The sequence below is a fragment of the Solwaraspora sp. WMMD937 genome (assembly GCF_029581175.1).
Classification (GTDB): Bacteria; Actinomycetota; Actinomycetes; order Mycobacteriales; family Micromonosporaceae; genus Micromonospora_E.
Genome location: NZ_CP120738.1, coordinates 851,077 through 872,121, shown reverse-complemented (window position 1 = coordinate 872,121; position 21,045 = coordinate 851,077). Strand labels below are relative to the sequence as shown.

Annotated in this window: 16 protein-coding genes; 9 read left to right on the top strand and 7 right to left on the bottom strand. The window is 69.8% G+C overall.

What is annotated here, in order from left to right; genetic code table 11:
• Positions 1–10 precede the first annotated feature (10 nt).
• From O7621_RS03880 to O7621_RS03865, 4 genes are read left to right on the top strand one after another with little or no spacing between them, the layout of a single operon-like run.
• Positions 11–1,225 carry a hypothetical protein gene (locus tag O7621_RS03880; protein ID WP_281552628.1) on the top strand — a complete coding sequence of 405 codons (1,215 nt, stop codon included), beginning with the start codon at positions 11–13 and terminating at the stop codon, positions 1,223–1,225.
• Between the two features lie 5 nt (positions 1,226–1,230).
• Positions 1,231–3,159 (top strand): aminotransferase class I/II-fold pyridoxal phosphate-dependent enzyme, encoded by a 1,929-nt coding sequence (locus tag O7621_RS03875; RefSeq protein ID WP_282232759.1) that lies wholly within the window; start codon positions 1,231–1,233, stop codon positions 3,157–3,159.
• Positions 3,156–5,123 (top strand): DUF4910 domain-containing protein, encoded by a 1,968-nt coding sequence (locus O7621_RS03870; protein WP_282232758.1) that lies wholly within the window; start codon positions 3,156–3,158, stop codon positions 5,121–5,123. Before O7621_RS03875 ends, O7621_RS03870 begins: the two co-directional genes overlap by 4 nt.
• Positions 5,101–6,336, top strand: coding sequence for an MFS transporter (locus tag O7621_RS03865; protein ID WP_282232757.1), 1,236 nt, complete (start codon positions 5,101–5,103; stop codon positions 6,334–6,336). The genes O7621_RS03870 and O7621_RS03865 overlap by 23 nt, the downstream gene beginning before the upstream one ends.
• A gap of 13 nt (positions 6,337–6,349) precedes the next feature.
• Here the strand turns inward: O7621_RS03865 and O7621_RS03860 are convergent, their stop codons facing one another.
• From O7621_RS03860 to O7621_RS03850, 3 genes are all read right to left on the bottom strand, one after another.
• Entirely contained in the window at positions 6,350–7,435 is a 1,086-nt protein-coding gene (locus O7621_RS03860) for an alkaline phosphatase family protein (protein ID WP_282232756.1), read from the bottom strand.
• A 198-nt stretch (positions 7,436–7,633) separates the two neighbouring features.
• Positions 7,634–7,897: a hypothetical protein gene (locus O7621_RS03855; protein ID WP_282232755.1), complete on the bottom strand. Its 264-nt coding sequence runs from the start codon at positions 7,895–7,897 to the stop codon at positions 7,634–7,636.
• A 13-nt stretch (positions 7,898–7,910) separates the two neighbouring features.
• Positions 7,911–8,183 (bottom strand): hypothetical protein, encoded by a 273-nt coding sequence (locus tag O7621_RS03850; RefSeq protein WP_282232754.1) that lies wholly within the window; start codon positions 8,181–8,183, stop codon positions 7,911–7,913.
• Positions 8,184–8,500: 317 nt separating this feature from the next.
• Here O7621_RS03850 and O7621_RS03845 point away from each other — a divergent pair, with 317 nt between their 5' ends.
• From O7621_RS03845 to O7621_RS03835, 3 genes are all read left to right on the top strand, one after another.
• Positions 8,501–9,283: a helix-turn-helix transcriptional regulator gene (locus O7621_RS03845; protein ID WP_282232753.1), complete on the top strand. Its 783-nt coding sequence runs from the start codon at positions 8,501–8,503 to the stop codon at positions 9,281–9,283.
• Positions 9,274–9,459, top strand: coding sequence for a DUF397 domain-containing protein (locus O7621_RS03840; protein ID WP_282232752.1), 186 nt, complete (start codon positions 9,274–9,276; stop codon positions 9,457–9,459). Before O7621_RS03845 ends, O7621_RS03840 begins: the two co-directional genes overlap by 10 nt.
• A 264-nt stretch (positions 9,460–9,723) precedes the next feature.
• Positions 9,724–9,954, top strand: coding sequence for a DUF433 domain-containing protein (locus tag O7621_RS03835; RefSeq protein ID WP_282232751.1), 231 nt, complete (start codon positions 9,724–9,726; stop codon positions 9,952–9,954).
• An 8-nt stretch (positions 9,955–9,962) separates the two neighbouring features.
• Here the strand turns inward: O7621_RS03835 and O7621_RS03830 are convergent, their stop codons facing one another.
• Genes O7621_RS03830 through O7621_RS03815 form a run of 4 tightly spaced genes read right to left on the bottom strand, consistent with a single transcriptional unit; the run spans position 9,963 to position 18,090 of the window.
• Entirely contained in the window at positions 9,963–13,166 is a 3,204-nt protein-coding gene (locus tag O7621_RS03830; protein WP_282232750.1) for a type I restriction endonuclease subunit R, read from the bottom strand.
• A 49-nt stretch (positions 13,167–13,215) separates the two neighbouring features.
• Complete coding sequence (locus O7621_RS03825; protein WP_282232749.1) at positions 13,216–14,409, bottom strand: restriction endonuclease subunit S; 1,194 nt, start codon at positions 14,407–14,409, stop codon at positions 13,216–13,218.
• Complete coding sequence (locus tag O7621_RS03820; protein WP_282232748.1) at positions 14,402–16,018, bottom strand: class I SAM-dependent DNA methyltransferase; 1,617 nt, start codon at positions 16,016–16,018, stop codon at positions 14,402–14,404. The genes O7621_RS03825 and O7621_RS03820 overlap by 8 nt, the downstream gene beginning before the upstream one ends.
• A gap of 20 nt (positions 16,019–16,038) precedes the next feature.
• Positions 16,039–18,090, bottom strand: a complete 2,052-nt coding sequence (locus O7621_RS03815) for an SAM-dependent DNA methyltransferase (protein ID WP_282232747.1) — start codon at positions 18,088–18,090, stop codon at positions 16,039–16,041.
• 151 nt (positions 18,091–18,241) lie between these two features.
• Here O7621_RS03815 and O7621_RS03810 point away from each other — a divergent pair, with 151 nt between their 5' ends.
• On the top strand, positions 18,242–20,653 hold the full coding sequence (locus O7621_RS03810; protein WP_282232746.1) for an AAA family ATPase: 2,412 nt from the start codon (positions 18,242–18,244) through the stop codon (positions 20,651–20,653).
• Positions 20,650–21,036 (top strand): hypothetical protein, encoded by a 387-nt coding sequence (locus tag O7621_RS03805; protein ID WP_282232745.1) that lies wholly within the window; start codon positions 20,650–20,652, stop codon positions 21,034–21,036. Before O7621_RS03810 ends, O7621_RS03805 begins: the two co-directional genes overlap by 4 nt.
• The last annotated feature ends 9 nt before the right edge of the window (positions 21,037–21,045 follow it).

Below are 21,045 nucleotides of genomic sequence, written 5' to 3'. Positions count from 1 at the left end.
TGGTTGCACAATGGCGTCAGTCTATTACCACACGAAGGTCGGCACGACCGAGGAATTGGCTGCGACGGCGGGGCAGCCTCTGGTCGACGTGCTACGCCGCAACGGCATCCCGGTCAACTCTGTGTTGAGCTGGCGCGATGGGCAGGTGGTGTCGGAGGACACCACGGTTGTCGGCGCCGACGACATCATCGAAGTCCGGCAGGTCCGGCATTACGATCTGAATGTGATGCGCCGCCCGAAACGGCAGGTCTACGGTGTACCCAACCCGGTCTACACCAAGAGCATCGTTTTCGACGACAAGGGCGCCATCGAGGTCCGGGGGGAGCAGTTCGACGCTCCCGCCTTCATCCAGTACGTCGAGGAAGCCTTCGTCGACAGTGTCCTGTCACGGGAGGTGATGCGCGACGGCGACCACGTGATCGTCGGGCTGTCCGGCGGGCGGGACAGCGTCGCCTATCTGACCCTGCTGGAGCGGACCAGGGACCGGCTGCCGCCACTGAACATGACGGCCGTGACCATCACCGGCCTGCCCGACTGGGAGGAGCCGGCGACGTTCGCCGCCGCCCGTGCCTCCGGCGAACGGCTCGGGATCGAGCAGGTCATCGTGACCGCGGCGGACGTGGAGCGGGTGTTCCGGCTACGCGGCACGTTCGTCGACTCGATGAACGAGATCGTCAGCGACGAGGGCAGCCACCTGACGATGGTCATCGGCCACCAGGTGCTGCGGCGGATGCTGGAGGAGGAGGCACACGCGCGCGGCGCCGGGGTGGTGGCGTTCGGCTTCAACGCCGACGACCTGCTGGCCAGCATGGTGACCTGGATGACCAGCGGATTCCGGATGGGTGGCATCCCGACCCGGCAGATCGGCGGCCTGCGGTACATCTTTCCGCTGTACCGGATCACCAAGAAGGAACTGACGCTCTACCTGGAGCTGGTCGCGCCGGAACTGAACCGGCAGGGCACCCCGGGGCGGTTCACCACCGGGCCCGACGAGCGGTCCCTGGCGTACGGAATGACCGACCATCTGCTCGATTTGTGGCCGGGCATCGACTACTACATGTTCTCCGCGTTCGAGAACATGCAGCGCTACATGTTCCCCTTCATGGAGGCGGCCTGCCGCGTCTGCGGCGGGGTCTACCTGCAGCAGGAAGGTGTCGCCAACGCACCGGACCTCTGCGACGTCTGCGACTTCTTCGCCCGTCGCGAGCTCACCACCGTGTCCTGACCGGCATGCCGCCGACCCCGTGGTACGAGCGCTACTTCACGGCCGACTACTGGACGTTCGCCGACGACGAGTACACGGCCGAACGCACCGCCGCCGAGGTCGCCTACCTGGCGGACGTCCTGGCCACCCACGCCCCCGGCCGGCGGGTGGTCGACCTGGGCTGCGGGGTCGGCCGGCACGCCGTCGGTCTGGCCCGCAAGGGCTTCGACGTCATCGGGGTGGACGTGTCCGGGTACGCGCTGCGGCGGGCCGCGAGCGCCGCCGACGCCGCCGGTGTCACCCTCGACCTGCGCCGGGTGGACCTGCTCGGTGCGCAGCCACCCGGATGGGGGCTGCCCGACGTCGACGCGGTCATCTGCGTGCAGGCGTTCGGCTGGGGAACCGATGCCGACCAGCTCCGACTGCTGCGCGCGGTTCGCCGCCTGCTGCCCGCCGACGGCCTGCTCGTCCTCGACCATTCCAATGTGCTCGCCATCGCCCGGCACTACCGGGACGAGGCCCGCGCGGACATCGGCGGCACCAGGTTCCACTTTCAGCGCCGCTACGACCCGGTCACCGGACGCAGCAGCGGCCGGGTCGACGTCCGCCGGCCGGACGGCACCACCGCCGTCCTGCCTGACGACGTCCGCCTCTACCACCCGACCGAGGTGGCCACCATGCTGACCCGTGCCGGGTTCGCCGTGGCCCGGACCGACGCGGACTTCACCGCAGGTGCCACGCTGACCATGGACACCCGCTACGTCCAGTTCATCGCCAGACCGGCACCGGTGGTGACCTCGGCGCTCGACGGCCACCGCGCGCCGACGCCACCAGGCCCGTCATCGGACCCGCCGCCGACCCCGTCACCTGCCGATGGCTCTACCCGATCTGCCGACGGCCCCGCTCCGGTGCCGCTCGACCTGCGCGCCGCCCCCGACGAGGCCGGGCCGGTCGAACCCGCGCTGGCCGCCGCGTGGGCGTCGCTGCCCGCCGGGCCGGCCGCGATCCAGCGGGCACGCCGCTACGACCTCGCCGACCCGTACGCCGGGCAGCGGCTCGCGCCGATCGTCGCCGCGTACCTGCGCTGGCCGCCGGGCCGGCAGCTGCCGCCGGACCGGGTCACCGCTGGCGCCGGTGCCACCGGCCTGCTGCACGCGCTGGCCCGGCTGGGCGACGGCGGCACCGTCCTGGTCGACCTGGCCGGCCATCCGGAACTGCCCGGCGCCACCGGTGGTCAGGTCCGGGCCACTTCGCTGCGCGACCCGGCGGACGCGGTGGCCGCCGTGACCCACCACCGGCCGGTGCTGACCGTCGTCGACCGGCCCGGCCTGCTCGGCCCGATGTGGACCGGGGACCAGCTGCGCCGGGTCGCGCAGGCCTGCGCAACGGTCGGCAGCGTGCTGGTCGTCGACGAGACGCTCGGTGCCTACCTGCCGCCCGACCGGAGCGCCGCCCCGCTCACCGACGAACTGCCCGGCACCGTCGTCATCCGCAGCATGTCCAAGGGGTTCTGTGCCGGCGGGCTGCGGGTCGGGTACGCCGTCGCCGCCTCGGACCTGGCCGATGTGGTCCGGCAGGTGGCGCCACCGCTGGCGGTCAGCGCACTCGCTCTGGACCTGGCGGCCGCGCTGCTCACCCAGCAAGATCCGCTGGCCGCACTGCGGGACCGGATCGCACAGGTGAAGCCGTACGTCGAGGAGCAGTTGATCGCCGCCGGTCTCACCCCGCTGCCGACCGACCCCCGGCTGCCGTGGCTGGTCCTGCCCGGCGACGATGAGGTACGCCGGATCCTGGCCGCCCGAGGAGTGCTCGCCAAGCAGGTGCCGTCGCTGGCACCCGGTGGCCCACCGGGCGCGCTGCTGCGGCTGTCGGTCCCGCTGTCCGAGGCCCGCCTGGCAGCCTTCACCACCGCGTTCGCAGCCACTTCCACCGCCGCCCCGACGGACCGCCGATGAGACTGCCCCAGCTGGTCGCGGCGGTGCACGACGGCATCGACGTCGACGCTGCCATGGTCGACGTCGCCGAGGTCGCCCGGCACGACCGCTACCAGGCCTCGGCCGGGATCCACGCCGCGGCCGGGTACGTCGCACAGCGGGCGGCGGACGCCGGCCTGCGCGACGTCACCGTGCACACCTTCCCGGCAGACGGGGCCCGGCGGTGGTGGACCTACCAGGCCCCGATGTCGTGGACCCCGGTGCGGGCCAGCCTCCGGCACGGCGGCGAGACGCTGATCGACTACCCGGCACAGCCGTACACCCTCGCGGCGTACTCGGCACCGATCCCCGCCGGCGGCGTCGCCGCACCACTGCTGCGCTGGTCGGCGATGTGCGCCGGCACCGACCCGACCGGCGCGCTCGTGCTGCTGGACGACGTCCGCGTACCGTTTCCGGAATGCGCCCGGCGGGCGGCGGCCGGCGGCGCCGTCGCGGTCGCCGCAGACCCGCTCAGCGCCCGGACCGACCGGCTCGCCGACCAGGTCGGCCGGCTGGAACTGCTGCCCGGCACGGCGTTGGCCGGCTTCAGCCTCACCGCCGCGCAGCTCGCCAGGCTCAGCGCGGCCGCCGACCGGGGCGAGGCGGTCACCGTCGAGGTGGCGGTGGCCGGGTCGACGGCCACCATGCCGGTGGTGACCGGCGTGCTGCCGGGCGACGGCAGCGGCGACGAGTTCCTGCTCTCGGCGCACCTGTGCCACCCCCGGCCCAGCGCCAACGACAACGCCTCCGGCGTCGCCGCGCTGCTCGCGACCGCCCGGCTGCTCGGTGCCCGGCCAGTCGGCGGACCGGATCTGCGTTTCCTGTGGGCACCGGAGTTCGTCGGTGTCGCCGCGTACCTGCACGATCTCGTGGGCGGCGGTGCCGTGGCGCGGCCCAGCCTGGCGGTCAACGTGGACATGGCCGGGCAGGACCCGTACCGCTGCGGCAGCTCGCTGGTGATCGAGCGGGGGCCGGACGACGTACCGTCGTTTCTGCCGGCTCTGGCCGGACGCTGCGCCGAACTGGTGCCGGCACGGGCCCGGTCCTACAGCGGCGCGGTGCCGTGCGATCCGGGGCAGGCGGTCACCGCGCCGTTCTCCGGGGGTTCCGACCACGCGCTCGTCTCGGACGCGCCGACCGGGTGCCCGACGGTGTCCTTCGGGCACTGGCCGGACCGGACCAACCACACCTCCGCCGACACACTCGACATGGTCGACCCGGCTGAGCTGCGTCGCACCGTCACGGTGGCGGCGTCGACCGTGGCGGCGGTACGCGGACGGGCGGACCCGGCGTTGGCCGCCGACGTCGCCGACGCGTGTGCCGGCTGGGCCGCTGGGCACATCCTGGCGGCGCTGCCCGGCCGGCAGCGTCCACCGGCACCGTACCCGTACCGTGACGACGGCAGCCCGGTGCTGGACCCGGCCGGCGACGCCGCGTCGGTCCGGCGGGTGGCCCACCGCAGCGAGATCGTCGGCAGATGTGTCAGCACGCTGACGTACGCCGGGGTGCCGGCCGGGGAGATCGTCCGTACGGCGCGCTGGCTGGCCGACGTGTCCGCCACCGCTGCCGACCGCGCGCTGTGCGCCGAGCCGTCGGCCGACGACGAGGCAGCGGGTACGGTGCTGGCCCGCGCCGCGCTCGGCCCGGTCAATCCCCGGGCGCTCGCCGCCACCGACGCTGACCGCGCCTGGCTCGCCGAACGCCTGGCTGAGGATCGGGGCGGCAGCCACGCCCGCGTACTCACGCTGTTGCGAGCCGTCGACGGTCGGCGTGGCCGCCGCAGCGCGGCCTGGTGGGCGGCGCTGGCCGGCGAACTCCCCATCTCGGTGGCGTTCGCCGACCGGGTCTTCGACATGCTGCACCGGGCCGGCTGGGTCGTCCCGGTGCCCGATCCTGAGGATCTCGACGCGGCTGAGGAGATCGATGCGACCCGTCATCCTGCGTGACCGCAACATGCGGCTGCTCCTTGCCGGTCAGGCGTTCAACATGTTCGGCAGCACGATGATGGTCATCGTGTTGGCGATCTGGATGAAGGACCTCACCGGATCCACCAGCGCCGCCGGCCTGGTATTCCTGCTCATGGCGATCGCCGTGCTGCTGTCGCCGTTGACCGGTCTGCTGGTGGACCGGCTGCCGCGCCGGTGGCTGATGACGGTCAACGACGGGACGATGGCGGTCCTGATCCTGGCACTGCTGACAGTGGATGGCACGGCCGACCTGTGGCTGGTGTACGTCGTCACTTTCCTGTACGGCTGCTCCGGGCAGATCTACCGGGCCTCCCGTGGCGGACTGCTGCACTCGATGCTGCCCGACGACAGCCTCGGCAACGCCAACGGCGTACTCAGCAGCCTCAGTCAGGGGATGCGGGTGATCGGGCCGGTCGTCGGCGCCGCGCTCTACACCACCAGCGGCATCGAGGCGGTCATCCTGGCGGACGCCGCGACGTTCGCTCTGTCCGTCGCGTCGCTGGTGCTGCTGCGCCGGCCCCGGGATCTGGTCCGGCCGGCCGACGCCACGGAGCGCGGCTCGCTGGCGACCGAGGTCGTCGCCGGGGCCCGGCACGTGGCCCGTCATCAGATCATCCGGCGGATCGTCATCGCCAGCGCGGTCGCGTTCGGCGGTGCCGGCATGATCAACGTGGCTCTGTTCTCGCTCGTCAGCGACGGGCTGCAGCGTCCGACCGCCATCATCGGGTTCCTCGGCGGCGTCCAGGGAGCCGGCAGCGTCGTCGCCGGTCTCCTGGTCGGTCCCGCGATGCGCCGCTACGGCGAGTACACCGTCGCCTGCGCCGGCTTCCTGCTCAACGGGGTCGGCCTGGCGGCGGCCAGCACCGCCACCCTGACCGGAGTCGCAGCCGGGGCGGTCCTGGTCGGGTTGGGGTTGCCGCTGATCCTCGTCGCCGAGGTGACCCTGGTGCAGCGGCGCACCTCCGCCGAGCTGCAGGGCCGCGCGATCGTCGCGTCTGAGGCGATCATCAATACGCCGTACGCCGTATGCATCGGCGTCGGCACCCTGGTCGTCGGCACGATCGGCTACCGGCCGATCTACTTCGCGGTCGCCGCAGTCTTCATCCTGGTGGGGGCCGCGCTGCTGCCGTTCCGGGCCCAGACACGGCCGGAGCGGCCGGCTGACGTCTCGCCCGTCGGCACCGCCTCCTAGCGGCACGGCAGTCTTAGCGGCCCCGCCAGATCGCCAGCGGCACCACCGTCTCGTCGGCCGAGTCGGCGCCGTGCTCCCAGCTCAGACTGGGGTCCGGCACGGGGAAGCGCCCGTCCGTGGCGACTGCGATCACCGGGCCTACCCGGTCCCGCAGTGCTTCGTCCGTGGCCACGATCCGGGCCGAGGAGCCGAGCGCCGCAGCGAGTCGGCCGCCAAACTCGCCTTCGTCGCCGGGGGCCGGGTACAGCCACCGGACCCGGCCCGCCCCGCCGGCCGGGAGCAGCCGCCGTGCCGGATCGTCCAGAGCGGCCCAGGCCCGCACCAGGTCCTCGTCCGGGGTGCACCGGACCTGGCCGTGGTCCGAGTGGCCGATGACCGTCCAGCCGGCCTGCGCCCACCGGGCTGCCCGGCTGCCCAGCTCGGCCATGGCCGCCACGGCTCGTTCGTCGTAGCCGTGGCGGTGCAGGTAGTCGTCCAGGTTGACGTAGGTCCACAGGAGCATCGGTTGCCGCCGCCGTACGTCGCCGGCCTGCCCGCCGATCTGCTCGTCGACTTCTTTCATCGCGGCGTCGACCAGCAACGCAGGGTCGCGGGCATGCCGGGCGAGCGTCTCCGACGGTGCAGCCGGGACGACGGTCGCGCCCCGGAGCAGCGCCTGCGCCCATGGGCCGGGCAGGTGGGCGATCTCCCGGGCCACCGCGCGGCACTGCACGCCGTCGCCTGCAGCCCGGTCGAAGATGGTCGGGTGCTCGATCACGAGTCTGGGGTCGCGGCCCGGGTCGGCCGGCCCTTGCGCCAACACCTGGCCGGTGACGGCGTACACCAGAGTGCCACGGCCGGGCACGCGATAGACCATCCCCGGTACGCCGTGCTGCGCCGGCCCGACTCCGGTCATGGCGGTCAGCCACGCAGTCGTCGACGTGCTCGGAAACGTGCTGGCCAACTTGGTCAACTCGGCGGGTTGCCAGCCTGCCGCCAGCGCCGCGTCATATGACAACCCGTCAACGGCAAGCATGATCACCCCACGGCGCGCCCGGGACAGTTCGTCGCAGACGACGTCGGGAATGTCCGCCAAGGAGGTGTACGTGGCCGACGGCACAGACCTTTTCCTCCTCCCCGGCATTGTGGATCACCGACGCCACCGCCACCGCCAGGGTCGACCGGCACTGGGGCGACGAGTTGAAGGTGAGGTACCTTTCCCGCCGGCTGAAAGGTACCTCACCTTCAACTGATCATGGTGATCCCGGCCGGGCGGGCGTGTGACCCCGGCTTGGTGGGTGTCGGGGGCGAGGGCCGGTCAGGGTGAGCCGTGCAGGACGACCCGGTAGCCGAGTTGCTGACCGTAGGTCATCAACGGGCGCAGGGTCGGGACCAGTTCGGTCGCCTCGGTAGACCAGTGGTGTCCCCGGTTGCCGTCGAGTCGGCGGTGACGGGCCGATGTCGTCTGCCGTTGTTGGTGCAGCTCGCGTCGCAGGTGGTGCAGCCGGTGGGAGGCTGTGGACCGGCCGGAGCGCCAGTCGAGCCAGCGTAGCCACCAGTCACGTAGCATTTCGGTGATCATTTCTCTCCCTTGATCAATTGGTCGATGGTCGGGTTTCTGCGCGCCGGGGCAGTCGGTAGAGTCCGTGGCGCTGGACGAATATCTCCCGCCGTTCGGCGGCGTTGCCGTGGCGGTCGATGACGTATCCGGTGAGCCAGATCCAGCCGTCGTAGGTCCATTTGCGGTCGACGGCGATGACCCGGAGTCGGATGGCGCGGTCGTCGGCGAACTGGACACTGGCTTCCCGGCCGATGATCAGCACGTCGCCGGGCTTCGGCTCCGGCGTGGCGAGTAGCCGGCTATTCACCAGGCCGATCCGCTATCGGGTAGGTCGTACGCCCGCAGTCTGGGCACCACCTGGATTTGATCTTGAATGACCACAGCCCGGCGCAGAAGCCGAGCAGTGCCGCGCTGAACAACGCTCCCACTTCCATCATCGACATCCCCCTCAGACTGGGCCGTCGCCGCAATTTTGATCATGAAAAGTCCGTCGTACGAATTCGTTCTCCACCCTGGACTTCCGGGCGCTATCGGAGCAAGATGCCGTGAGGGCCACGGAAAGCAGGCGGCAGCGGCCCGGTAGCCAGTGGACAAAGTCGAGCGAACTGGGGGATGTGAAGACCTATGTCTGCGAGCGAGTATCTGGTATTAGAGCTACGCCGGGTCCGGGAGTCGCTGGGGCTCACTCAGGAGTCGTGGGCGGAGCGCGTCCACTTCTCGGCGAAGCACGTGGGCTCCATCGAGCGCGGTGAGCGGCCGGCGCTGCCGGACTATCTGGCCTCGGTCGACAAGGCGTTCGGCACCGCGTTGATGAAGTTCTACCGGGAGTTCGTCGTCGGCGAGCACACGCCGGTCTGGTTCCGGCCGTTCAGCGACCACGAAGGCAACGCCACGCTGATTCGGGCGTTCCAGCCGCTGCTGATCCCCGGCCTGCTGCAGACCGAGGCGTACGCGGAGGCGGTGCTCTCGGCGTACCGGGTGCCCGACGACGCGGCGGCGATCGCGTTGACCACCCGGATGGGCCGGCAGGCCATCCTGCGGCGGGAGAAGCCCTGCCAGCTCGCCGCCGTCATCGACGAGAGCGTGTTGACCCGGCGGGCGGGCAGCGTCGAGATCATGCGCGAGCAGCTGACCGCCCTGATCGAAGCCTGCCAGCGGCCGAACATTCAGGTGCAGGTCGTGCCGTCGGAAGTGGGCGTCTACCCGGGGATGGAAGGTCCGCTCGTGCTGGCCAACGTCGATGGCCGCACGGTTGGCTTCCTGGACGACCATCTGGACGGCCGGGTGGTGGAGGCCCCGGACCACACGGCGGCCTTGGAGGGGACCTGGGAGACAATCCGGGGGTACGCTCTGCCGCACCACCAGAGCCTTGACCTGATCACGAGGACGGCTGAGAAATGGACCTGAGCACCGCCCCTTGTTGGCGCACCAGCACCTACTCCGAATCCGGCTCCTGCGTTGAGGTGGCCGACAACCTGCCCGGTCAGGTCCTGGTCCGGGACACCAAGGACCGCAGCGGCCCGATGCTGACCTTCGGCCCGTCCGCCTGGCGTTCCTTCGTCGAGCTCGCCAAGCAGCGCTGACGGCCTGACGCCTACCCCGGCGCGACAGCCGGAGAGCGCCGGCCCTGCCTCGGTAGGGTCGGCGCTCCCGCATCGCTCGCCGGGCGCAGCGAGGCTTCCGGGCGACAGTTTCAATTTTGAAATCGCGGTTGACGCAGCAGCTTCTCGGGGCTGTCCTACCTTGAGAGCCTTGGCCTGGCAGGTGGTCGAGAACATCCTGCGGCGCTGGCTCGGTGGGTGGGACTGCGGGGAGGCGGTTGGGTCACCACGAATTACGATGCCGTCATGAACTTCGAGCGGATCACCGTCAATCCCGCTCAGATGGGTGGGGCACCCTGTATCCGTGGGCTGCGCATCCCGGCCTCGACGGTGGTGGCTATGGTCGCGGACGGCATGAGCCCGGACGAGATCGTTTCGGAGCTGCCGGACCTGGCCGTTGATGACGTCTGGGAGGCGCTGCGCTTCGCGGCCGAGGCTGTCCGGGAGCGGGAGCTGCCGTTGCACCGCGCGGCATGAGGTTCCTGTCAGCGGTTGGCGGATTGGACGTTGGGAGCCCACTCGTCGGCGAAGGTCTCCATCTGGCGGATCACCAGGTCGACGGCGGCGCGCTCGTGGTCCGGCGGGTAGTCGTAGCGGGCCAGTAGACGGCGGATGTGGCTGCGCAGCTTGGCGCGCACCGGCTCGCGGGAGAACCAGTCGACGGTGATCGACGACTGGATCGACTTGACCAGCTCACGGGCGATTTCGGCGAGGGTGCCGATCCCCATCAGCTCGGTAGCTGCTTCGTTTTGCGCGACGGCGTCGTAGAAGGCCAGCTCGGCGTGGTTGAGCGGCGGGTCGAACCGCTGGCCGCGCCGGGCGTCCGCAGAGACTTCCTTTGCCAGCTCGACCAGCTCGACGATCAACTGTGCGCTGGTCAGCTGCTGGCGCATGTAGCGGTTCATCAGGTCTTCGAGCATGGCGGAGAAGCGCTCCTGGCGTACCACGTTGTGTTTGGTGACCTCGCGCATCTTCTGCTCGATCAGCCGGCGCAGCGCGGAGACCGCCAGGTGTGGGGTTTCGGAGTCTTGCAGGCGTTGCAGCGCGACCCCGTTGAGGTCGGTGATGTCGAGCTTGCCGAGCCCGGCTTCCTCGTAGATGTCGGTGATGTTGGCGGCGTCGACCACCTGGGCCGCGAGCTGCGCGAGGTAGCGTTCCACCTCGGCCGTGTTGGGCAGCCCTTTCGCTTCCCGGTCGGCAGCCTCCTCCTTGACGATCCAGACCCGGACGTCCCGGAAGAACTTGATGTCATCGCGCAGCCGGTGGATGTCGCCGGCCCGCTCGACAAAGTCACGGCTGGTGGCACAGAGCGTGTAGAAGCGCTCCAGCCGGCCCGCCGAGTCGCGGAACCGCTGGTGCAGCGGCTTGGTGCCGGGCTCGACTGCGTTGCCGGGGGTGCTCGGGTCACGCAGGAAGTTGGCGACCTTGCGCACCGCCCGCACCCAGCGGGTCCGGTCCTTGTCGTTATCGCGGATCTCCCGCCACTTCACCGGGGCCGGGGCCAGCATCGCTTCGATGACGGCAAGCTCGTTGTGCACCTCGCCGATGGCCCGGTCGATTTCCCGGCCGAGGGTCTGGTCTTCCTGGTCGCGCCGGCTGTACTCGGTGAGTGCCTTCCGCAGGTTCTCGGTCAGCGGGGCGTAGCCGACCAGCAGGCCGTCCTGCTTGCCCCGGAAGCGGCGGTTGACCCGGGCCAGGGCCTGCATCAGGTTGGCGCCCCGCATCGGCCGGTCCATGTAGATGGTGTGGATCGGCGGCGCGTCGTAGCCGGTGAGCAGCATCGAATGCACGATGAGCAGCTCCAGCTCATCGTCCGGGTCCTTCGCCCGAGCCTGTACGGTCTTGAGCTGCGACGGGCGCAGGTGATGGGGGCGCAGCAGCTCCTTGTCACTCGGCACCCCATGAAAGACGATCTTCATCTTGCCTTTGTCGACGGCCGGGTCGACCCAGTCGGGCCGTAGCTCCTTGATGGCGTCGAAGACCCGGACGCAGATTTCCCGGGTCGCGCAGACCAGCATCGCCTTGCCCGGCCCGCCGAGCTGCGGCCGCATCAGCTCGCGGCGCTCCTCCCAGTGGTCGACCAGGTCCTTCGCGAGGGTTTCGACCCGGTCCGGGGCGCCGTAGACGGTGTTGAGCGTCGCCACCTTGGCTTCGGCTTTGCGCCGCTCGGCGTCGTCGAGGCTGGCGGTGAGTTTCTCCACCTCTTCGTCGATGCTGTCGGGGTCGATGCCCGGTGGCAGCGACACCGGGATGATCCGCGGCTCGTGGTAGACCCGCACGGTCGCCTCGTCGTCGACGGCACGCTTCAGGTCGTACACGTCGATGTAGTCGCCGAAGATGGCGCGGGTGTTGACCTCGGCGGTGGAGATCGGGGTGCCGGTGAAGGCGATGAACGTCGCGTGCGGCAGCGCGTCGCGCAGGTGCCGGGCGTAGCCGTCGAGGGTGTCGTAGTGGCTGCGGTGCGCCTCGTCGACGATCACCAGGATGTTGCGGCGGTCGGACAGGAGCGGATGTGACCTCCCGGCCTCCCGTTCTTCCTTCGTACGCCCGAACTTCTGCAACGTCGTGAAGATGATGCCGCCGGCGTTGCGGTTGGACAGTTCGTCCCGCAGCGCGGCGCGGGTGCCGGCCTGGATCGGCTCCTGGCCGAGCAGCATCTGGCTCTCCTGGAACGTGCCGAAGAGCTGATCGTCGAGGTCGGTACGGTCGGTGAGCACCACGATCGTCGGGTTCTTCAGGGCCGGGTGCCGGGCGGTCATCGCCGCCGTGCAGACCATCTCCTCCGACTTGCCGGAGCCCTGGGTGTGCCAGACGACGCCCGCCTTCCCATCGCTCTGCGCCGCATGCACGATGCACTCGACGGCGCGGATCACCGCGAAGTGCTGATGCGCCTTGGCGATCCGCTTCGTGTCGGAGGTGAAGTTGACGAACCCGGCAGCCAGCTCCAGGAAGCGCCGCTGGTTGAACAGGCCGTGCAGGGCGACAGACAACGCCTCCGGGCCGTCGTACTCCGGAGAGCTGGTGTCGACCCGCTGGCCCTCGTCGTCGATGTTCCATGGCGCGAAGTGCTCGTAGGCCGTGAACGGTGTGCCGTACTTCGCGGTGATCCCGTCAGAGATCAGGCAGAGCACGGCGTGCCGGAACGCCAGCGGGAACTCCGCGAGGTACGTCTGAAGCTGGGCGTACGCGCCGGGCAGGGTAGCGTCCTCGTCGACGGCGTTCTTCAACTCCACCATGGCGACCGGCAGGCCGTTGACGTAGAGCACGATGTCGAAGCGCCGCCGGTGATCGCCGTCGATGACCAGGACCTGGTTGATCGCCCGGAAGATGTTGCGGCCGGGGTCATGCAGATCAACCAGCCGTACGGTCGGATTGTGCTCGGCACCGAACGAGTCGGTGTAGACGATCGACCGGATGCCGTTGACCAGCCGCTCGTGCGCCGACCGATTCTCGGCGAACGCCTCCCGGGAGGCCACGTCGGTGGCGGCCCGCACCGCGTCGGCGACCGCCCCCTGCGGCAGCGCGGGGTTGAGCAGCTCGATCGCTGCCCGCAGGTCCTCGACCAGCACCAGATCGGCCCAGGACTGCCGCTGCCCCGACCCTGGCGCGAAGTCCTTGCCCGCACCGGCTTCCCAGCCGAGCTCCCCGAGCTGCTCCAGCGCGTGCGACTCCCAGTCCGCCTCGCCCATCCGCCCGTCCCACCCCATTACGCGACCCCTCCCCAGAGTCTCGTTTTGCCTAAACCGCTTCTTCGACGACCTTTTCGGCGTCCTTGACCCGCAACCGCCCCGACATCAACTCTGGCAACAACGTGTCTCTCAACGCCAGCAGTGTTGCGTTTTCCGCTGAGACGGCAGCAGCCTTCTGATGCAGCGGGATAGCTATTTCGGCAAACTTGGCTACCTTGGCGGGACCTGGCATTCGGATGCTCATGGCCTTGAAGTTTTTCCGACTGAGTTCGAGGAACGTTGACCCGTTCGCCAAGCTGCGCATCTCGTCAACGCGGTCTCGCATCTCATGAAACAGCCACATTGCGATAGGTTTGTCGGGTGCTACTACCACAATGAATCCCTGGTTTACGGCCGCAGGGACCTGTGGGATTGCAAACGCTCCGATTGTTGCCCGTGACGTCATGAAAATAGAGCCGGCTGGATAGAGGGGCGATGCGCAGTTGTCAAGGCCCTCGGTCGTGATCTTTCGATTCGTATCAAAAAGATATGGTGACCTGAGTGCAGTCACGTCCGACGGTGTCGTCCAGGCAATGTTTCCGTCCCAGTACTCCGGCGCTTTGGTGCTTGGCGTCCCGCCCCCGCCTACCTGGGCAACAGAGTTGAAGGTTTCCGGCCCAACGGCGACTCCGGCGACTGCCTCGCTGAAGTGAGCGTCGGCGAGCGCCAACGAGCATGTGGCGATGCGGTCGTTGACCGCAATCTTGTCATCCAGTGCGCTTAGCGTATCTGCGATTGATCGCTGAACTGTGAGTGGAGGGACGGCTAAGGACAACTTCTTCGCCGAAGATACGTTGAAGTGCTGCTGAACCGCGCCAACTGTGTGAGCGTCGATGAAGCGCTGCGCTGTTGCATTTATTGCATAACAAAGAAATTGACCGTCAACGTCACTTCCTGGACGTGCGATGACGATATCGGAGCAGTTCATTTCACCAATGCCGTCGGGGATGAGTGCAGTTGCCCCCGGTTCGCCGGTGCGTACGATCGCCAAGTCGCCAGCGAGTAACGCCGACTTGGTCAGTCGTTGATGGAATTCCTTGCTGATGTACTTAACGGACGAGAGGTCTAAAGACCCTCTCCGGATGTTCTGGGAGCGAAGGAAAGGAACTCCGTTCGGTATATACTCGTGAGCCATCGAGCCAACGTGGCCCACGGTAATTCGAGTGCACAACTCTTCCAGCGTCCGTACTGGCCAGTCAGACATCGAGCCTCCCGAGTTGGGTGCGGACGACGGCTTCGAGGCGGGTGGACTCGTCGAAGTGGGCGTACAACTCTTTGGTCAGGCGTTCGATGCGGTCGGCGAGTGGTTCGGCGTCCGGGTCCTCTTCGACCTCGGCCGCCCCGACGTAACGCCCTGGGGTCAGGATGTAGTCGTGGGCGGCTACCTCGTCGACGGTTGCCGAGTAGCAGAAGCCGGGCACGTCCTCGTACTTCTGGTCCTTGGTCTTGGCCGACCTGGTGCCGCGCCAGGCGTGGTAGGTGTCGGCGATCTTGGCGATGTCGTCGTCGGTGAGGACACGCTCGGTGCGGTCGACCATGGTGCCGAGCGCGCGGGCGTCGATGAAAAGGATCTCGCCGCGCCGGTCGGCCAGCGCCTTCGCCCCCTGCGGGGTCTTGTCCTTGGTGAGGAACCACAGGCAGGCGGGGATCGCGGTGGTGCGGAACAGGTTCGGCGGCAGGGCGACCATGCAGGCCACCAGGCCAGCGTCGACCATCGCGCGGCGGATCTCGCCCTCGCCGGACTGCTTCGACGACATCGAGCCGTTCGCCAGGACGATGCCGGCGCTGCCCCGGTCGCCGAGCTTGTAGGCGATGTGCTGCAGCCAGGCGTAGTTGGCGTTGCTCTGCGGCGGCACCCCGTAACGCCACCGCGGGTCGGATTCGCGGCGGGCCCAGTCGCTCATGTTGAACGGCGGGTTGGCCATGATGAAATCGGCCCGCATGTCCGGGTGCTTGTCGTCGGCGAACGTGTCGGCCCACCGGTCACCGGTGCCGACCGGGTCCATGCCGTGGATGGCGAGGTTCATCTTCGACAGCCGCCAGGTGCGCTCGTTCGCCTCCTGGCCGTAGATGGCGATGTCGTGGGTGTGGTCGCGGCCGGCGCGGGCCTCGACGAACTTCTTCGACTGCACGAACATGCCGCCCGAGCCGCAGCACGGGTCGTAGACCCGGCCCTCATAGGGCTCCAACACCTCGACGAGGACCCGGACCACACTCGACGGGGTGTAGAACTCGCCGGCCCGCTTACCTTCGGCTCGGGCGAACCGCTCCAGGAAATACTCGTAGACCTCGCCGAGCACGTCCTGCGCCTTGCGCTCGCCGTGGCCGGTGAAGCGGGCGTCGCTGATCAGGTCGACCAGCTCCTTCAACCGCTTCTGGTCGACGTTGTCCCGGTTGAAGATCTTCGGCAGTACGCCGGTCAACGCCCGGTTCTCCCGCATGATCGCATCCATGGCGTCGTCGAGCAGCTTGCCGACCCCAGACGGCGCGTTTTCCACCAGGTAGTCCCAGCGGGCGTTCTCCGGCACCCAGAAGACGTTTGCGCTGGTGTACTCGTCACGGTCGTCGAGGAAAGCTGCGCGCCGGCTCTCCGGGATGTCGGCCAGGCTCTCCGCGATCTGGTCACGACGCTCGGCGAACGCATCCGACACGTACTTGAGGAAGACCAGGCCGAGGACGAACTCCTTGTACTGCGCGGCGTCCATCGATCCGCGCAGCTTGTCGGCTGCCTTCCACAGAATGTCCTGGATTTGCTTGGTGCTGGACATGCCGGGCAGTTCGCCCTGCCCGGTGGCACGCTTGCGTGGGGGCACTGTGTGTTCCGTTCTCTCGGTCAGAAGTTCGTACCGTACAGAGTCGTCAGGGTGCCGTCGGCGAAGCCGGTCACGGCGAGTTCGCGTACCTCGGCCAAAAGACTTGCCTGCCGCCGCAGGAGGCGTTCACGCTCGGCCAATCGGCGCAGCACGTCATCCAAGCGGGCGATCTCGTCGGCGGCCAGGTCGGGGATCGTGGCGTCGCCCAGCCGTGGGCCGCGCACCGCCCCCGGGCTGCGGGTGGTGTTGCGGGCCGTGCCCAGCAGCGCCGCCAGGACGCGCGGGGTGAGCGGATCGCCGGCGGCGACCCGCAGGCCGGCGGCCGGGTGCTCGATCACCGAGAAGCCGTCGTCGTCCACCATGACCCCGAACCGGGGGGTGGTGGTTACCACCAGATCACCCGGCTCGGTGAGCGCCACCTGCGGATACTCCGCAGCGAGGGTGAGCCGGTCCAGCCACCGGGTCGACGACCCGGCGAGCACCTCCGCCGGGCCGAGCACCCGGTGGTGGCCCCGCCGTCCGATGTGCTCCGGCGACAGCCGGTGCCCGGCGAGCTGACGGACCCGGCGAGCCCTCCGTAGCGCGTCGAGGGACAGCTCCTTCGGCCGGCTGCCGTCACGTTGGGCCGCGCCGGTGACCAGCGGGCCGTGCTCCTCCGCGTACTGGATGAAGGTCTGCTCCTCGTCGGAGAGACGGCGCTCGACCTCGCCGATCAGCGCCGGCCGGTCGGCGGCCAGCCGGGCCCGCAGGGTGACCGACGCCGGACCCGGCAGCCGCAGCGCCGCACCCCGACGCAGGTCGAGGCTCTCCAGCGCGACGATCCGGCCGGTCCGTGGGTCGTGGCCGTCGCTGCGGTAACCCTCGGTACGCCACAGGGTGATGTCCTCGGCGGCGGCGTCGACAGTGCGTTGGTCGAACGTGACACCGCTGAGGTCGGCTAGCAGCAGCCGCCCCTTGACGGTGGGGACCGGATCGCGGGTCAGCACCCACATCGCGGCCGGATAGCCGGGCCGGGCCGGGTAGACGCCGCCGGGCAGCCGTACGACCGCCTCGACCATGCCACTGCTCAACAACGCCGTGCGGCGCATCACCGCCGCCCCGGCCCGCAGCTCGTCGACGAGACTGCTGGCGGGGCCGACGACGATCGCTGTGCGGCCCGGACCGAGCAGATCGGCGATCGCCTCGACGGAGTCGAGGTCGGCGAGCGCGTCGCGGGTCTCGGCGGGCCGGTAGGGGAGCCGGGTGACGATGAGATCCGGGTCGGCGAACTCCTCGCGCAACCCGTCGGCGGTCACGTCGAACTGGAACTCGTCCAGCCGCGCCAGCAGCAACTGCCGGCGCACCAGGCGGACGAGCTCCTCGTCGGCAACGGACGCGACGAGCCGCAGGTGATCGCGGTCCTCGTCGTCGTCGCTCAGGAACGCCGTCAGCAGGTCACCGGTGCCGGCGTTGCCGTCGGCGATGGTGACGGCGCCGTTGCCGCTGCTGCGCGACCTGCCCGGCATGTCGGCGACCTGACGGATCAGCGAGATCAGCTGCGGAGTGAGCGCGTCCGTCGTCAGCTCCGGCCAGCCGAAACGGTTGGCGGAGCCGATCAGGAGCCGGCAGGCGTGCCCGGCGTCGTACGCGCCCTCGATCAGCTGCTCGACCAGCTGGGGCAACTCGGCAGGCTCGGCCGCGTCGGCCAGCTCACGCAGCAGAAACTCGTCGTCGGGGTCGAGGCGGCGGGCCAGCGGCAGCGGGTCGGCGGGCAACTCCCGGCCGGCGAGGTGGCGCAGGCACAGCGCGGCGCTGAGGACAGCAACCATGCGTCGGCCGCCGTGTTGTCGGGCGTACGCCGTCAGCGTGTGCAGCGTCTGCTCGGCGCGCAGCGTCTCCGGGTCGGCGTTGCCGAGCCCGGTGTGCAGCAGCCAGGCGAGGACCGCGTCGGCGGGGAAGAGCGGCTGCTCGTCGCTGCCGGAGACGGGTGCCGGGAAGCCCGGGTGCCGGCGGCGCCAGTTCATGATCGCGGGCTTGCTGACCCGCGCCAGCTGCGCGATTTCGCGCTGCGACATCACCGCCGTCTGCTCCATGGCTTCACCTCCTCGGCTGCGGTGCCAACTGTATGAGTCTCTCATGTTTTGACACGGTGCAATGCTTGTTATCCCGGGATAACAGCCACTTGCACATGCTAAGGCCTCCGGGTGCGGTCTCCTTGATGGACCAACGACATCAGGGGGTCTGATGAACGACACGCTCACGCTCTACCAGGAGCTCGCCGACCGGCTTCAGCAGCGCGAGGTGCCAGACAAGGTGAACGGCCTGGTCCTCGCCGCGTTCCAGGGCGACGAGCCACTCGACGCCGTCGTGCGGGGCGACGCCCTGCCCGTACAGCCCGAAGCGGGGGAGGTCGACGGCGGCCGCCCGCAGGCCTTCCTGGAAGAGATCCGGATCGCCGGCTTCCGCGGCGTCGGCCAGCCCGCCACGGTCGGGCTCGTGCCCAAGACCGGGCTGACCGTGTTCATCGGCCGCAACGGCTCCGGCAAGTCCAGCTTCGCCGAAGCAGTCGAGTTCACGCTCACCGAGGACTCCCTACGCTGGGCGCAGCGACCGCAGGCCTTCCGCGACGGCTGGCGCAACCTGCACCACCACGGCGCACCCGAGATCCGCCTCACGATGCGGCTGGACACCGGCGAACCAGTGACAATCAACCGCACCTGGCCGGCAGGCACCACCGACCTGGCCTCCGCCACCGTCACGACGACCCAGGGCGACGCCGCGATGTCCCCCGGTCAGCTGCCGGAGTGGATCAGCCAGGCCGACCGGTACCGGCCGTTCCTCTCCGCGCGGGACCTCGAACGCGTCATCACCGCCAGGCCCACCGAGCTGTACGACGCCATCGCACCGATCCTCGGCCTCGCCCCGCTGGCCGCCGCCGACGCCCGCCTGCAGCGCGAACGGAAGCTCTACGATGACCGCGCCAAAGCGCTCAAGGCCGACTTCGCCCAGCTCCGTGCCCAGCTCGCACAGGTCGACGACGAACGCGCCCGGGACGCCCTGCTCGCCCTCGGAACGCGGGCCGGGCGGGCCGACCTGACCGGGCTGGGCGCGCTGGCCAGCGACGAGGTCGCCGCCTCGGAAGCGGTAGCCGCCGCCGCAGCCCGGCGGCTCACCGAAGAGAAGCTGCCCGACGGTCGACACATCCTCGTCACCCTGGTCGAGGAGCACTGGGCCGCGAAGGAAGCAGCCGCCACCGACAGCGGCATGGCCCACCGGGCCGCCGAACTGCTGCGCGGCGCCCTGGAGATGCACCGCGACGGCGGCGACCGGCCCTGCCCGGTCTGCCGGCAAGGGACCCTCGACCACGGCTGGCGGCAGGAGGCAGAGTCGGAGGTGGCGCGGCTGGCGGCCGTCGCCGCAGCCGCCAGCGTAGCCCAGGACGAGTACGCGAAGGCTCGCCGTACGGCCGATACGCTGCTCGGCGACGTCCACAAGTGGCTCGACCCGGTCGCCGACGAGCTCGCCGCCCACCTGCCGGCACAGTGCGCCGCGATGCGCGACGCACTGGCCGGGCTCGGCCACGACCCGGCCACCTGGGACGCCCTCGACGCCGCCCATGCCAGCCTCGCGGCGGCCGCGACCGACTGGCTCACCCAGCGGCACGACGCCTGGCGTGAGCCCGGTGCCGCGATCCGCCGCTGGGTCGACGCCGCCACGCTGGTCCGGGCCGAGGCGGCAACCCTCGGGCTGCTCAACAAGGCCCGCGACGAACTCGGCGTGGCCGCCAAGGCGATCCGCGCCGAACGGCTGGGCAGCTACGCCGCGCAGTCGGACCGGGTGTGGCGGCAGCTGCGCCACGAAAGCAACGTCGAGCTGCACCAGCTGCGGATGGACGGCAACAACACCAGCCGCAAGGTCCGTTTCCCGGTCGCCGTCGACGGGGTCGAGACCGACGCGCTGGGGGTGATGAGCCAGGGCGAGTTGCACGCCCTCGGACTGGCGGTGTTTCTGCCCCGGGCCTGCGCCGACGCCAGCCCGTACCGGTTCGTGATCATCGACGACCCAGTGCAGAGCATGGACCCCGCCAAGATCGACGGTCTCGCCGAGGTGCTCCGCGAGGTCGCCCTGACCCGACAGGTCGTCGTGTTCACCCACGACGACCGGCTACCGGAAGCGCTGCGGCGGCTCGACGTCGAGGCCGACATCCGCGAAGTCACCCGCCGCGAAGGCTCCATTGTCGAGGTACGGCGGGCATGCGACCCCGCCGACCGGTACCTCGACGACGCACGCGCAATCGTCAAAGCGGACATCCCGAATGAGGTGAAGGACATCATGGTGGCTGGGTACTGCCGGTCAGCGATCGAGGCGGTCAGCATGGACCGCTACCGGCTCGCACAGCACCGGGCCGGTACGCCGTATCAGCGGATCCAGGAGCGGCTCGGCGACGCGCACGGCGTCAAGGACGTGCTCAGCCTCGGGCTCTTCGGCGGTGTCGTGCCCCGGCAGGACCTGTTCGCGCGCCTCGACCGGGAGTACGGGCGGAAGTCGACCCGGACAGTCAAAGCAGTCGCGGCCGCCGTCCACGGGGCACCGAGCGAGATGTCCATCGGGACGATGGTTGACAACACCACGGCGCTGGTGAGGCGGTTGCGATGAACCAGTCCGTCTACCTCGCCACCGCCGACCGGATGCTGACCAGCGTGATCCGCGGCGCCCGAGGTGCCTGGCCCCGGGCATGTGCCTGGCTGCTGCGGCACGAGCTTGAGGCGGCCATGGACCGTTACTGGGCCCGGGTCTGTCCGACGATCGGCCAGACCCGGGTGCAGCGGCCGAAGCTGCTCCTGCTCGCCCACTACGCCGGGCCACAGCTGGCGGGCCGGGCCAGCTACCTGTGGTGGGCCCTGTCCCGAGCCGGACACCACCACCACTACGAACTCGGCGTCACCGCCGCCGAGCTGACGCGACACCGGGCCGAGCTGCTCGAAATCGTCGCGCTCCTGGACCACTCGGAGCCATCGAAACACGGGAAGCGCAAGTAGGCCAGCGCT

Bases quoted from the DNA above. Each gene is read 5' to 3' on its own strand.
- O7621_RS03880 (WP_281552628.1), top strand. From the start codon at position 11: ATGGCGTCAGTCTATTACCACACGAAGGTCGGCACGACCGAGGAATTG.
- O7621_RS03875 (WP_282232759.1), top strand. From the start codon at position 1,231: ATGCCGCCGACCCCGTGGTACGAGCGCTACTTCACGGCCGACTACTGG.
- O7621_RS03870 (WP_282232758.1), top strand. From the start codon at position 3,156: ATGAGACTGCCCCAGCTGGTCGCGGCGGTGCACGACGGCATCGACGTC.
- O7621_RS03865 (WP_282232757.1), top strand. From the start codon at position 5,101: ATGCGACCCGTCATCCTGCGTGACCGCAACATGCGGCTGCTCCTTGCC.
- O7621_RS03855 (WP_282232755.1), bottom strand. From the start codon at position 7,897: ATGATCACCGAAATGCTACGTGACTGGTGGCTACGCTGGCTCGACTGG.
- O7621_RS03845 (WP_282232753.1), top strand. From the start codon at position 8,501: ATGTCTGCGAGCGAGTATCTGGTATTAGAGCTACGCCGGGTCCGGGAG.
- O7621_RS03840 (WP_282232752.1), top strand. From the start codon at position 9,274: ATGGACCTGAGCACCGCCCCTTGTTGGCGCACCAGCACCTACTCCGAA.
- O7621_RS03835 (WP_282232751.1), top strand. From the start codon at position 9,724: ATGAACTTCGAGCGGATCACCGTCAATCCCGCTCAGATGGGTGGGGCA.
- O7621_RS03830 (WP_282232750.1), bottom strand. From the start codon at position 13,166: ATGGGCGAGGCGGACTGGGAGTCGCACGCGCTGGAGCAGCTCGGGGAG.
- O7621_RS03825 (WP_282232749.1), bottom strand. From the start codon at position 14,409: ATGTCTGACTGGCCAGTACGGACGCTGGAAGAGTTGTGCACTCGAATT.
- O7621_RS03815 (WP_282232747.1), bottom strand. From the start codon at position 18,090: ATGGAGCAGACGGCGGTGATGTCGCAGCGCGAAATCGCGCAGCTGGCG.
- O7621_RS03810 (WP_282232746.1), top strand. From the start codon at position 18,242: ATGAACGACACGCTCACGCTCTACCAGGAGCTCGCCGACCGGCTTCAG.
- O7621_RS03805 (WP_282232745.1), top strand. From the start codon at position 20,650: ATGAACCAGTCCGTCTACCTCGCCACCGCCGACCGGATGCTGACCAGC.